This window comes from Paenibacillus sp. PL2-23, assembly GCF_040834005.1.
Taxonomy (GTDB): domain Bacteria; phylum Bacillota; class Bacilli; order Paenibacillales; family Paenibacillaceae; genus Pristimantibacillus.
This window is the reverse complement of the sequence record NZ_CP162129.1, coordinates 5,287,269-5,300,463: the sequence shown is the minus strand read 5'-3', so window position 1 is coordinate 5,300,463 and position 13,195 is coordinate 5,287,269. Positions and strand designations below refer to the sequence as shown.

General features: G+C 56.5%; 13 protein-coding genes. 11 read left to right on the top strand and 2 right to left on the bottom strand.

What is annotated here, in order from left to right; all coding sequences use genetic code 11:
* Window positions 1-31 precede the first annotated feature (31 nt).
* From AB1S56_RS23475 to AB1S56_RS23435, 9 genes are all read left to right on the top strand, one after another.
* Complete coding sequence (locus AB1S56_RS23475; protein ID WP_340871109.1) at window positions 32-208, top strand: hypothetical protein; 177 nt, start codon at window positions 32-34, stop codon at window positions 206-208.
* A complete protein-coding gene (locus tag AB1S56_RS23470) occupies window positions 150-1,322 on the top strand; it encodes an ABC transporter permease (protein WP_340871108.1) in 1,173 nt (390 codons plus the stop codon). The genes AB1S56_RS23475 and AB1S56_RS23470 overlap by 59 nt, the downstream gene beginning before the upstream one ends.
* 530 nt (window positions 1,323-1,852) lie before the next feature.
* Window positions 1,853-3,127 carry a stage II sporulation protein D gene (spoIID, locus tag AB1S56_RS23465; protein WP_340871106.1) on the top strand — a complete coding sequence of 425 codons (1,275 nt, stop codon included), beginning with the start codon at window positions 1,853-1,855 and terminating at the stop codon, window positions 3,125-3,127.
* A 64-nt stretch (window positions 3,128-3,191) separates the two neighbouring features.
* Window positions 3,192-3,947, top strand: coding sequence for a M23 family metallopeptidase (locus AB1S56_RS23460; RefSeq protein ID WP_340871105.1), 756 nt, complete (start codon window positions 3,192-3,194; stop codon window positions 3,945-3,947).
* Window positions 3,948-4,203: 256 nt separating this feature from the next.
* Window positions 4,204-4,491, top strand: a complete 288-nt coding sequence (spoIIID, locus tag AB1S56_RS23455) for a sporulation transcriptional regulator SpoIIID (protein WP_340871104.1) — start codon at window positions 4,204-4,206, stop codon at window positions 4,489-4,491.
* Window positions 4,492-4,654: 163 nt separating this feature from the next.
* A complete protein-coding gene (gene mreB, locus AB1S56_RS23450; RefSeq protein ID WP_340871103.1) occupies window positions 4,655-5,644 on the top strand; it encodes a rod shape-determining protein MreB in 990 nt (329 codons plus the stop codon).
* Window positions 5,645-6,151: 507 nt separating this feature from the next.
* Window positions 6,152-7,015 carry a flagellar hook-basal body protein gene (locus AB1S56_RS23445; RefSeq protein ID WP_340871102.1) on the top strand — a complete coding sequence of 288 codons (864 nt, stop codon included), beginning with the start codon at window positions 6,152-6,154 and terminating at the stop codon, window positions 7,013-7,015.
* Between the two features lie 28 nt (window positions 7,016-7,043).
* Window positions 7,044-7,883, top strand: coding sequence for a flagellar hook-basal body protein (locus AB1S56_RS23440; RefSeq protein ID WP_340871101.1), 840 nt, complete (start codon window positions 7,044-7,046; stop codon window positions 7,881-7,883).
* A gap of 21 nt (window positions 7,884-7,904) precedes the next feature.
* Window positions 7,905-8,345, top strand: coding sequence for a DNA-directed RNA polymerase subunit beta (locus AB1S56_RS23435; RefSeq protein ID WP_340871099.1), 441 nt, complete (start codon window positions 7,905-7,907; stop codon window positions 8,343-8,345).
* Window positions 8,346-8,435: 90 nt separating this feature from the next.
* Here the strand turns inward: AB1S56_RS23435 and AB1S56_RS23430 are convergent, their stop codons facing one another.
* Window positions 8,436-9,908 (bottom strand): MDR family MFS transporter, encoded by a 1,473-nt coding sequence (locus AB1S56_RS23430; protein ID WP_340871097.1) that lies wholly within the window; start codon window positions 9,906-9,908, stop codon window positions 8,436-8,438.
* A gap of 22 nt (window positions 9,909-9,930) precedes the next feature.
* Window positions 9,931-10,551: a TetR/AcrR family transcriptional regulator gene (locus AB1S56_RS23425; protein WP_340871096.1), complete on the bottom strand. Its 621-nt coding sequence runs from the start codon at window positions 10,549-10,551 to the stop codon at window positions 9,931-9,933.
* Between the two features lie 439 nt (window positions 10,552-10,990).
* Here AB1S56_RS23425 and fabZ point away from each other — a divergent pair, with 439 nt between their 5' ends.
* Together fabZ and AB1S56_RS23415 are read left to right on the top strand one after the other, a co-directional pair.
* On the top strand, window positions 10,991-11,422 hold the full coding sequence (gene fabZ / locus AB1S56_RS23420; RefSeq protein ID WP_340871095.1) for a 3-hydroxyacyl-ACP dehydratase FabZ: 432 nt from the start codon (window positions 10,991-10,993) through the stop codon (window positions 11,420-11,422).
* Window positions 11,423-11,452: 30 nt separating this feature from the next.
* Window positions 11,453-13,171, top strand: coding sequence for a phospho-sugar mutase (locus tag AB1S56_RS23415; protein ID WP_340871094.1), 1,719 nt, complete (start codon window positions 11,453-11,455; stop codon window positions 13,169-13,171).
* The last annotated feature ends 24 nt before the right edge of the window (window positions 13,172-13,195 follow it).

Genomic DNA, 13,195 nt, shown 5'->3' with positions numbered 1-13,195 from the left:
AGCTGTCACGGATTCAGGTTTAATAGAAGAATTGAACCGCAATGGCCATACGATTGTGCTCATTACACATGATATGGATGTGGCGAGACGGGCGGGACGGACCGTCGTCATGCGCGACGGCGAGCTGACGGAAGGAAGGGGGGAGCCGCATGAAGCTCAGCCAGGGATTGGCGATGGCGTTCAAGAGCGTCTGGTCGAACAAGCTTAGAACGGCTCTCTCCATGCTTGGCATCTTGATTGGGGTGGCGACTGTCATTGCGCTGGTGGGCATGGGCCAAGGGTCCAAAAATCAGGTGGAGCAGCAGGTGGCCAGCCTGGGCACGAATTCGCTGTCCGTAACGATTACCGGACGGGGCGCGACGACCTCGCTTGCTCTTGAGGATGCGCTTGCGCTCGGCGACATCGCCAATATTGAAGCAGTCGCTCCGACGGTGAGCGGGAGCGCTACAGTCAAATTCGAGAAGACAAGCACGGATGTCACCGTCGAAGGCATTACGGGGCACTATGAGATCGTGAATGACTTCAGTGTTCAGTCGGGCCGGTACATCGCGCCTGTCGACGTGCTCCATACGCAGAAGGTGGCGCTTATTGGCGTCGATACCGCGACGGAGCTGTTCGGCAACGATGACCCCGTAGGCGAGGTCGTCTCCGTGAACGGCAGCCGGTTCACCATTGTGGGCCTGCTGGAAGCGAAGGGGAGCACGCTTGCCGGGTCGAATGACGAGAAGCTATTGATTCCCATTACGACCGCGCAGAAAATGTTCGACTCCGTAGGCGTGCGCAGCATCAGCATCAAGGTGGAGGATCTCGACCGGATGGACGCTGCCGTTGCCGCCTTGGAGGCCAGCCTGCTGGAGTCGTTCCGCGGCGATGACAGCAGCTACCGGATATTCAACCAGGAGGACGCCGTCGAGACGCTGAACTCCGTCAATGAGACGATGAATACGATGCTGCTGTACGTCGCGGCTATTACGCTCGTCGTCGGCGGCATCGGCGTCATGAACATCATGCTCGTCTCCGTGACGGAGCGGACGCGGGAGATCGGCATTCGCAAGTCGCTGGGCGCCAAGCGCCGAGACATCCTGTTCCAGTTCCTGATCGAAGCCGTCGTCATCAGCGGCATCGGGGGTGCGCTCGGCATCGGCGTGGGCTATCTGGGCTCCGAGATTATCGGCATTGTCGACGGCACGGATACCTCGGTTCCTGCGCAGACGGCGGTCGTCGCATTTGCCTTCTCCGCCATGGTCGGCGTCGTATTCGGCCTATTCCCGGCGAACAAGGCATCCCGCCTCAAGCCGGTGGACGCTCTGCGGCATGATTAGCAGGGTGAGCTGCCTGCGAACCGTGCGTGTGTGCCAGGTCTGATGCATGAGATAACTTGTGCGAATGGTGTCTGCGATGTCGGATACATGTTCTTTGCGAATGTGCGTGCTATGCCCGATTCAAGGGGTTACCTGCATATCATACAGTTAATTTGGAGTGCCAGACCCATTTCAGAGACATTACCTGCAGAACCTGCATTTAAATTTTCATCAAACCGCACATTGCCCCACGAACCATACATTTAACTGTACCTTTTGCATTTGGTGATGGGCATTCGGGGTTTATGGGGAAAAATAACGGTACGTTCTGCATTTGGCGATGGTCGTAGGTGCAGATACTCGCTTTAATGCGAGGTCGAGCATTGGAATAGGCTTCCGACTAGATTAGAGATTATTTATTTGCGTCTATCCTAGTAGACCGCCTCATAGAATAAACTATCCGGACGCAGTCGAGAGAGACGTCCAGCAAGGCGCCGGAACGCACGCCTGGCGAGCGCGGCGCCCTTATAGAGGAGGGCGGTTTATTCGGGATGGAGGCATGGTTTGCTAGAGTGCGGACAAGCGTTGCCAGGATCGAGAGAAGCTGGTGGGTTGTGTTTGGCATAGGGGTAATGCTTGGGGCTGTTGTGTTTGGTATGAAGGTCTGGTTGAGAGAGGTGGAGCCGCAGAGCGTGCAGACGGCTGCAGCGCCGAGCGAGGAGCGGAGCAGGCTGTGGAGCAGCGCAGTCGAGGTAGAGCCCGTGAGGCAGATGGCTTATGAGCCGGCCTCGAACGGCATGCAGAGCCAGCAGGGGGGCGGGTCGTCCCTGGAAGCGGACGCAGCTCCCGAGCAATCGGAGCAGAAGGATGGGCGTGAGGCTTCGGAGGTGAAGACGCATGCGGCGGGTACGGAGGTTGAGGCGGGTACGGGGAATGAGGAGCAGCATGCGGCCAAGCCTCCGGCGAAGACGGCGCTTGACGGCGTGAAGGTTCGGGTTTATTTGACCGATAGGAAACAGGTGGAGACGGTCCCTCTGGAGACGTACGTGATGGGCGTGGTTGCGGCCGAGATGCCAATCGACTTCCATCTGGAGGCGCTTAAGGCCCAGGCGGTTGCGGCGCGCACATACATTGTCCGGCGGCTGGCAATGGACGGCGGAGACGGGCAGGCGGATGTGCTCGATACGGTGCAGCACCAAGTCTATCTATCGAAGGATGAGCTGGACAAGCGATGGAAGGGTGACGCGAAGCGGGACAATCTCGCCAAGCTTAAGCATGCGGTGGAGGACACGAGAGGCCTGATCATGACCTACGAGGGCGAGCCGATTGAGGCGGCGTTTTTCTCTACCAGCAACGGCTATACGGAAAACTCCGAGGATTATTGGGAGCAGTCTCTGCCTTATCTGCGCAGCGTGGCCAGTCCATGGGATGCGGAGCTGTCGCCCAGGTACGAAGCGGAGGTGTCGTTCACGCTGGGCCAATTCTATCGCGCATTGGGGCTGCCGGGGAAAACGTCCGTTTCTATGAAGATACTGGAGCAAAGCGACGGCAAACGAATCAAGCAGATGAAGATAAACGGGAGAACGTTCAGCGGTCGGGAGGTGCGAGAGAGTCTCGGACTGGCATCCTCTCATTTCAGCTGGAAGATTGGGCGGGACGAGATTACCTTCACGACCTATGGACTCGGTCACGGCGTTGGCATGAGCCAGTGGGGAGCGAACGGAATGGCGCAGGATGGGCGGCATGCGAAGGACATTCTGGAGTACTATTATTCCGGCGCCGAGCTGAAGCAAGCTTCGAAGCTACCAAGTGGGACAAACTCTTAAAATTTGATATCTCTCACGTATAAACCCCGCCATAGTGGCAACAATGGCTAGTGAGGTGATAACAATGAATGATCAAAACAAATCAAGGCAAAGACAAGAAGAAACTCCCAAAAACGCTCTGGGAGGAGCATCTGCCGCGAACTCTAGCAGCGGACTTCGGAAACTATTCGCAAAGCGCTACGTTTCCCCCGCAATCTTCATGGCTGCTGCGGCAATTATCGTAACCTTAATGTGGATCTATCAGGGCTCGGATCCGGCTGAGGAAACAACAGCTCCGGTTGGCTCTGAAGTGACGCAAGAGGACGAGGCGAATGACGTGCAAGGCGGCGTGGCCAACGAAGGCGGCGGCGACGAAGCGGTAGAGGTCATTGCGGACGCAAGCAAAATGACTTGGCCAGTCGGCAACCTGAGCGAGCTGCAAGTCGAAACGAAGTTCTACGACATGAACGCCAGCGAGGCGGACAAGGAAGCGGCGCTGATCCAGGTCGACAACGAAATTTCGCCGCACACGGGCATCGACTTCGTAGATCCCAACGGGGAAACGTTCGACGTGCTTGCAGCCCTGGAGGGCAAGGTGTCCCATGTCGAGCAGCATCCGACGAATGGCTACATCATTGAGATCAGCCACGGCGACGGTCTGGTTACCGTGTACCAAAGCTTGACGAACGTACAGGTGGAAGAAGGGGATGAGGTTGGCCAAGGCACGGTTATCGCGCAAGCGGGCCGCAGCGATCTCGAACGCGATCTGGGCATTCACCTTCATTTCGAAACCCGCCTGAACGGCGAAACGGTTAACCCGAGCAATTACATAGCGGAATAAGGCTGACGGCCTGCAGAAGGCCGATCGCGAAGAAGACGGGGGAAGGTTCTCCGTCTTTTTTTTGTGCTGGATCGTTATTCAAATGTTGGACCAAAATGAGCAATCCGACCTGCCTTTCCGGCGCATTCTGGGCCTTCTTGAGGGCTTGTTATGAAAATTTATTGCCGCTTCTGGCTTGTCACGCTTGGACACAAAGAATATATACCCACTCCACTCATATAATGTACCAAACTATCTCGAGTAGGGAGGCGGGAACGTGCACGATTACATCAAAGAGCGAACCATTAAAATAGGCCGATGCATCGTGGAAACGAAGCACACGGTGCGAACGATCGCCAAAGAGTTCGGTGTGTCTAAAAGCACGGTTCATAAGGACTTGACCGAACGGCTGCCGGAGATCAACCCCGACCTGGCGGACCAGGTGAAGCACATTCTCGAGTACCACAAGTCGATCAGGCATCTAAGAGGAGGAGAAGCAACCAAGATCAAGTACAAGAAGACAAGCGCGAAGAAGCGGGAAGTGCTTGCGGCAGCTAAGGTGTGACGTCATTTTTCCATAGAGGAAAAAACGATTTATTTTTACATCTGGTAGAGGAATTTAGACTTTTTTGGCGAATAATGTTTCGTTAGGGGTTTACTCCGTGCTTATGGGAGATAACTAATTCGAACGTTAACGTTAACATTATTCGTTGGGGGACTTCAGCCGTATGTTGAGCAAGGATATCGGGATCGATCTTGGGACAGCCAATGTATCCATTCATGTAAAAGGAAAGGGCGTTGTGCTTGACGAGCCTTCCGTTGTCGCGATTGAGAGCGATTCGAAGAAGGTGCTCGCGGTCGGCGAGGACGCGCATCGTATGGTAGGCCGCACGCCCGGCAACATTGTGGCAATCCGGCCGCTTCGCGACGGCGTCATCGCCGACTTCGAGATTACGGAAATTATGCTGAAAGCGTTTATTGACCGCGTGGACGGCCGCAAGTGGTTCAGCCGTCCTCGCATCCTTATCTGCGCCCCGACGAATATTACGTCTGTCGAGCAGAAGGCGATTCGCGAGGCTGCCGAGCGCAGCGGAGCGAGAGAGGTGTATCTGGAGGAAGAGCCGAAGGCTGCGGCGATTGGCGCGGGCATGGATATCTTCCAGCCGAGCGGCAATATGGTCGTCGATATCGGAGGCGGCACGACGGACGTCGCTGTCCTGTCGATGGGCGATATCGTAACAGCGTCTTCGATTAAGGTCGCGGGGGACAAGTTCGATGACGCGATTATGAAGTATATCAAAAACAAGTACAAGCTCCTGATCGGCGAACGGACGAGCGAGGATATCAAGATCAAGATCGGATCGGTCTATGATAACGGCCGTAAGGAGGAGATCGACATCCGCGGGCGGGACATGGTGTCCGGTCTGCCGCTTACGGTTACGATCCGCTCCAATGAGGTGCGCGAAGCGCTGTGGGATCCCGTGATGTCGGTCATTGCTGCGGCTAAGTATGTGCTGGAGCAGACACCTCCGGAGCTGTCGGCTGATATTATCGATCGCGGCGTTATTCTGACGGGCGGCGGTGCGCTGCTTGGCGGACTGGATACTTTGCTGGCGGACGAGCTGAAGGTGCCGGTGCTGATTGCCGAGAATCCCATGCATTGCGTCGTGAAGGGTACCGGCATCCTGCTCGACCACCTGGACAAGCTCAAGAAGTAACGGCATAGGAAATTTCGCAGGTAGGGCGCCTTAGGGGGGCGCGCCGAGGCGGAAATGAGTCTGTAGTCGCAGGCGAGTGCTATTCAGACACAATCGGCGATGACCGATAACAAAATAAAGAAGACGCTCGCTGTATGCCGCTGCTTAGGTCCATGACTCAGACTGGGACTGGGATTGGGACTGGGACTGGCGACTGGGGGCGGGGTGAATCCTGCAAATCTGCAGCAATTGAGGCTCGAAAGGCTGTAGAGGAGTCCAATTGATGCAAATGTGCAGGATATTGCCTTGTAGTAGTCGGGTATGGGGCGATTTTGCTGAAAATGATGCAGGATCGCAGCAATTCCTTTGTTTGAGCAAGCGGATATCAACAAATCATGTATAATTGCAGGAATTCCAGTCGCTGCGCCGCATGGAAGGCCAATTACCGGCCCGACTCAACTAATTAATAGATTCAGGGATGCTTACGAAGTATGTTTGCTACGCAAACATTGGAGGAGGACTAGCCAGATGCTTAGAGGACTGTATACGGCCGCCGCAGGCATGACGGCGCAGCAGCGCCGACATGACACCGTCACGAACAATATTTCTAACATTAATACGCCGGGCTACAAGCAGACCAACGCCCTCACGCGCTCCTTCCCGGAGATGCTGCTGAAGATGACGGGAGTGGAGGGCGCCCAGAATACGACGGTGGGACGCTGGACAAGCGGTGTGTTCGCGGAGGAGAGCCTGTCGATTCACTTGCAAGGCGATCTGATGCAGACGAACCAGGCCTCTGACTTCGCGCTAGTGTCCAGTATTCAAGTGGACGGCATCGCGTTCGACGAATCCGGCAAGTCTGTATCCGAGGACGGCGAGGTTGTGTTCCAGCCGCAGGCCTTCTTCACGGTGCAGGACGCGAACGGCAATGTTCGTTATACGCGGGGCGGCAAGTTTACTGTGAATGGCGAGGGCTTCCTGCTGACCAGCGATGGGTCGAACGTGCTGGGCACCAATAATGCTCCGATTCAGCTGCCTGTCGGCGTCGGGCTGGACAGCCTGAAGCTGACGGATGATCAGCGCTTCGTGGATGCGAGCGGTAATGAAATTGGGGGACAGCTGCTGATCACGCGCATCGAGAACCCCAATGAGCTGGTCCGCGAGGGTAACGGTAACTTCCGGTTTGTTGACGGGGAAGGCGAGGCGCGTCCCATCGAGGCTGGCGAGAGCATCGAGGTTCGTCAAGGCTATGTGGAGCGCTCCAATGTGGATTCCGCTCAAGCCGCTGTTGATCTGATGTCGGCGCTCCGCGCGTACGAGGCGAACCAGAAGGTCATTCAGTTCTACGACAAGAGTCTCGAGAAGACAGTGAACGAGATTGGCCGCATCTAGCGTATAACCTAAGGGAGGGTATCGCCGCATGAACGCATCTATGATCAACGCTATGGTATCGATGAATGCGCTCCAGCAGAAGCTGGACCTCATCTCTGACAATATTGCCAATGTGAATACGGTAGGCTACAAGAAGAAGGAAGCGACCTTCGAGGATTTGCTCAACAACGCCAAGCGCCAGCCTGAAGCGTTCAGTCAGCCTGGCAGGCTGTCGCCGCTGGACTTCAACCAGGGCTGGGGCGCCAAGATGACGATGATCCAGCCGAATCTGACGCAAGGGCCTATGAAGGCTACTGACGCGAAGACCGACCTGGCCATCGAAGGGAACGCATTGTTCGAGGTCGTGGTCGATGAGGCGGGCACCCGGGCATACACGCGCAACGGGGCGTTCCAGTTGACGGTCAACGCAAACGGTGATACCATACTGGCAACGGAAGAAGGTTACCCAGTCGTCGCATTGGTGCCTGACGGGAACGGCAATTTGGTTGAAGGCAATCTCGTGCTGCCGCAAGGCTACGAGATGAAGGTGAACGACGATGGCTCCGTGCTGGGCGTATCCTCCGAGGGAACGATTGCGCTCGGCAGCATCAAGCTGCTGCAGGCATCGCGTCCGGCTGGCCTTACGGCAGTGGCTGACAACCTGTTCGCCATAGCGGCTGGCATTAACGTGGATGATGTTGTGCAGCAGATCGTGCCGAACGATGATAACCGAATTGCAGTGCGCCAAGGCTATCTGGAGCAATCCAACGTCGAGCTGACGGACGAGATGACTGAGCTCATCACGGTCCAGCGCGCGTATCAGCTGGCGGCGAGGGCGCTAACCTCCAGCGACACGATGATGGGTCTGGCTAACACGATGCGCTCATAGGACAGAATGTAGGTGATAGGTATGGCCGACGATCATATCGGCTCGGGACGTCGTAACCAATCGGACGACGGACCAACGAAGAGAACGAATACGGCGGCGGACGATTCTCCCACATCCGTCTATACAACGCTGAGCGGCTCGCTTTCACGAGCGCAGCGGCATGGCGGCGGCTCGCAGTCGTCCACAGCAAAGGCAACAGATTTAAGCGCCAAGAATGGCAATCGCAAGTCTGCACCACCGGCGGAGCCTGAGGATGACGAGGAGTATGAAGAACGGTTTCCAGCTTGGGCGAAAGTGGCGTTCTGGCTGCTTCGCAAAAGCATTGTGCCCATTATTATGATCGTTATGCTGCTGGCGGGGCTCTACGCAGGCTACACGATCCTGGGCAGCGGGCCGAAGGACGACGTCTTCAAGATCGAGACCTGGCGCCACCTGTATGATCTCATATTCGCGGAATCGTAGCTGAAATAGGCTGTTCCATCCTCTCCATAGCCTGGAGGGGATGGAACAGCCTTTTGTATTTTTGTAGGTTTGCAGAGGTGCCGAGTGCCGCTACATGCCTTCCTTCGTGGAGGTGACCCGTTTCACGAAGAAGGACAGGATGAGGGCCGCGATGGCGAAATACATGCCAACCTGGAAGGCGTCGTGAATGCCCGTCATGACCGAGCTTGCTAATGCAGCCGGCGATGTTGGATCGGCAGATCCCAGCAGGTAGTCCTTCTGTCCGGACGACATGATGCTGATGAAAAAAGCGATGCCAAGAGCGCCTGCCACCTGCTGCAGCGTGCTTAAGATGGCGGAGCCGTGCGGGTAATATTTTGGCGGGAGCTGGTTCAGACCGTTCGTCTGCGCAGGCATCATGATCATGGCCATTCCGACGCTCATCATACAATGAAGCAGAATAATCGTACCCTTGCCCGTCTCCAATGAAATTTGGGTAAAACAATACATCACGAGCACCAGCAGCGCCGATCCTGGTATAACGAGGGCGCGGGGGCCGAACTTGTCGAACAGCTTGCCCGTAATCGGCGACAGGAAGCCGTTCACAATGCCGCCCGGCAGCAGCACCAGACCTGCGGCGAACGCCGTCAGAGCCATGCCCGTCTGCATCAGGATCGGGAGCAGCATCAGCGTCGAGAACAACGACATCATCACAATGAGAATCAGAATCGTGCTGAACGAGAACATAGGCGCCTTGAATGCGCGTATGTCCAGCATAGGCTCCCGCATCCGCAGCTGTCTCCAGACGAACAGAATCAGAGCCGCGCAGCCGGCAATAACGGTGCCGTATACCTTGGGGTCGGACCAGCCGCTTCCTTCGGAGCCATGGCCGCCAAGGCTGCTGAAGCCATATACAATGCCGCCGAAGGCGATCGTGGAGAGGATGATGGAGAGGATGTCGACCTTGGGCTTCGTCACCTGCGACACGTTCTTCAGGAAGACGGCCGCAAAGCCGATCGAGAAGATCGCAAACGGCAGCACCAGGTAGAACAGCCAGCGCCAATCCTCAAGCGCATCCAGAATGAGTCCGGACAATGTAGGGCCGATAGCCGGCGCGAACATGATGACAAGACCGATACTGCCCATGGCCGCTCCTCGCTTCTCCGGCGGATACAGCACAAGCACTGTGTTCATCAAAACAGGCAGCATGAGGCCCGTGCCAAGCGCCTGAATGATCCGTCCGATCAGCAGGACATAAAATTCCGGCGCCAGCGCGCACACCAGCGTGCCGAGCGAGAATAGTGTCATGGCGCCGAGGAACATTTGCCGCGTCGTGAACCACTGCACCAGCAGCGCGGACACCGGGATCAGGATGCCAACCGTCAGCATATAGCTCGTGGACAGCCACTGCACAGTCGTAAAGGAAACGCCCAAATCCTCCACCAGATCCACAAGCGCGATGTTCAACAAGGTTTCGTTCAAAATAGAAAAAAATGCGCCGATAATGAGCGAAATCAGAATCGGCAGTCTTTTGACGTTGCCCAAATCAAAGGGCGCCGCCGCTGCAGCTGATGATGGTTGCATGCTGTTATTTCCTCCGTTTTCATTATTCCTTCGTATTCGTTGTAGACGCTTGAAGCATGCCATGCAAGCACACTTGGATAGCCGTTCGATGCAGCTCCAGCGCTTGAGGCAGCTCCATATGGCGGGTCGTCTCCCCCAGTCCACGGAACAGGCTGTCCAAGGTCATCGCCAGATGTGAGGGGTCCAGATGAGGCTTCAGCTCGCCCTGCTCCAGACCGTCCCGGAGGACGGCTTCCATGAACCGGCGCTTCCGGGTCGACCATTCCGCAATGCTCCGTTTGCTTGCCTCGCTTCTGCCGGCGCCCGCGTCGAGAAACTCCCAGATCGCCCGGTTAAGCGGATGATTGAAGCCTTTCGGCAAGCCGACCTCAACAATCGTCTGCAGCAGCTCGGCAACCGTGCGGCAGCGTGCGCGCTGCTCCTCCCAGAGAGCCTGCCACTCCGCGTCATGCCGGTCAAGCAGGGCGAGGAACAGGCCTTCCTTACTCTTATAATGGTAATAAATATTCGCTTTGCTGGTGCCCGTGGCTAATGCAATCTCCTCCACGGAAGCGGAGACGTAGCCCCGAGTCGAGAATATAGCAAAGGCGGCATCCAGCAGTCTTGCTTTCGTTTCTTCGGTTTGCTGCTGCTTTCTGTTCAAGGCTTCGCTCCCTTCATGCAACTAGTATACTGAACGTTCAGTCAGTATTCTAGCATGGGCGCTCGCCAATTATCAACACCTGTGTGCAGAGAGTTGGTGGAGCAGCCGTCATTTGTTTTCATTTTGGAGGAGGTAGTTTATAATAGTTGGGAGTCATGGTGGATGTCATACATACATATGGTTGATCGCTGAACAGCAAGCGGGAAGTCCCCGTTAAGTCCGTGCAGGGAAAGGGCAGGGGCACCAAATCGCGCAGAAAGAGGCTTAACTACGGGACACTTCAGGCCCCGCAGTCAAGCCCCCTTATCTTAACCTCCATAAACTGCAGTTTTATGAAGGATAACCTTAGTGTCGCTTAACCATGCCGGTTTTATACTTCAAGCCGGAAATCCTATACTTTGGTCCATTGTTTGAACAATAGAGAGGAGCCAATTCGCTTATGCTGGACATTAATCAAATTCAAGAAATTATCCCTCACCGCCCCCCGTTTCTGCTGGTGGACCGCATTCTGGAGGTAGAGCCTGGCGTTCGCGCTGTCGGCCTTAAGAATGTGACGATGAATGAGCCTTATTTTGCAGGGCATTTCCCGGGGTATCCCGTCATGCCGGGCGTTCTGATCGTCGAGGCGCTGGCGCAGGTCGGCTCCGTCGCTATGCTGATGGTGGAGGCGAATAAGGGCAAGCTTGGCTTCTTCGCGGGCATTGACGGCGTCCGCTTCCGCGATCAAGTGAAGCCTGGCGATACGCTTATATTGGAAGTGCAGATTACCCGTCTCAAAGGACCCATCGGCAAAGGCCAGGCAACAGCCAAGGTCGGCGATAAAGTGGTGGCCGAGGGCGAGCTGATGTTCGCGCTGTCGGATCGTTCTTAATATTTTGGATAAAAAAGGAGACATGCCCCAATGAGTTCAATCGCAAATGAAACCATACAATCGCGTTATGAGGCTTGGCTGAACGATCCTATGATCGATGAGGCGACAAAATCGGAGCTTCGCGGCATTGCAGGACAAGAGAAGGAGATCACGGATCGCTTCTATCGCGAGCTCGAATTCGGGACAGGCGGTCTTCGCGGCGTTATGGGCGCGGGCACCAACCGGATGAATGCCTATACAGTGGGCAAAGCGACACAAGGCCTTGCGAACTGGCTGCTCGCGCGGGCGGGCGGATCGGTGCCGTCGGTTGTTATCGCTCACGATTCCCGCAACAACTCGCCTGAATTTGCGCTGGACTCGGCGCTGGTGCTGGCGGGCAACGGGATCAAAACCTACCTCTTCCGCGGTCTGCGGCCTACGCCGCAGCTGTCATTCGCGGTGCGCACGCTGGGCGCTTCCAGCGGCATCGTCATCACGGCAAGCCACAACCCGCCGGAGTACAACGGGTACAAGGCTTACGGCTCTGACGGCTGCCAGCTGATCCCTGAGGATGCGGAGCAGGTCATTGCGGCCATTGGAGCGATCGGCTTCGACGCCATCAAGCGGGTGTCCCAGGAGGATGCGGAGGCACAGGGCTTGCTCGTATGGCTGGAGGAGGATGCGGATCGTCAGTACATCGACACCGTCATTGGCGAAAGCCTTAACCAAGAGCTGCTGCAGGGCGAGCTTGGGGAGCGCTTCAGCGTTGTCTTCACCCCGCTGCATGGCACGGGCAACACTCCGGTGCGAGAGGCGCTGAAGGGCATTGGCTTCCGCAATGTGCATGTTGTGCCGGAGCAGGAGCAGCCGGACGGCTATTTCAGCACGGTGAAATCCCCGAATCCTGAGGAGAGAGAAGCGTTCGAGCTGGCTATCAGGCTGGCAAAGCAGGTGAATGCGGATATTATTATCGGCACGGACCCCGACGCCGACCGGATGGGCGCCGTGGTGAAGGACAACAAGGGCGAATATGTGGTGCTGACGGGCAATCAGTCCGGCGCGCTGATGGTGCATTACAAGCTCAGCGTGCTTCGAGACCGCGGCCTGCTGCCTGACAATGGCGTCGTTATCAAGACCATTGTGACCAGCGAGATGGGAGCGGACATTGCCCGTTCCTATGGCGCGGAAGTCGAGAATACACTTACCGGCTTCAAATATATCGGGGAGAAAATGACTCGCTACGAACAGACGGGCGAGCGCTCCTTCCTGTTCGGCTACGAGGAGAGCTACGGCTATCTGAGCGGCACCTACGCACGGGACAAGGACGCGATCGTGGCCGCTATGCTGATCTGCGAAGCGGCCGCTTATTACAGCAGCCAAGGCAAGACGCTGTATGACGTGCTGGAGGAGCTGTACGGCACGTTCGGCTACTACCTGGAGGGACTGGAATCCCGCACGCTGAAGGGCTTCGACGGGGTGCAGAAGATTGGCGCCATCATGAATGACTGGCGCGAGAATCCTCCGGTTGAGGTCGCCGGCGTGAAGATCGCCGAGGCGCTTGATTACAGCGGCGGCCTGGAGGGCTTGCGTCCTGAGAACGTCCTGAAGTATAAGCTGGAGGACGGCTCCTGGTTCTGTCTGCGGCCGTCTGGCACGGAGCCGAAGATTAAGATTTATTTTGGCGTGAAGAAGGAATCGTCCCAGGCTTCGGCTTCGGCGCTGCGCGCTTTGAGAGAAACCGTCATGTCCCGAGTGGACGGCGCGGTGTAGAGGAGAACGGAGGATTACAGTGCT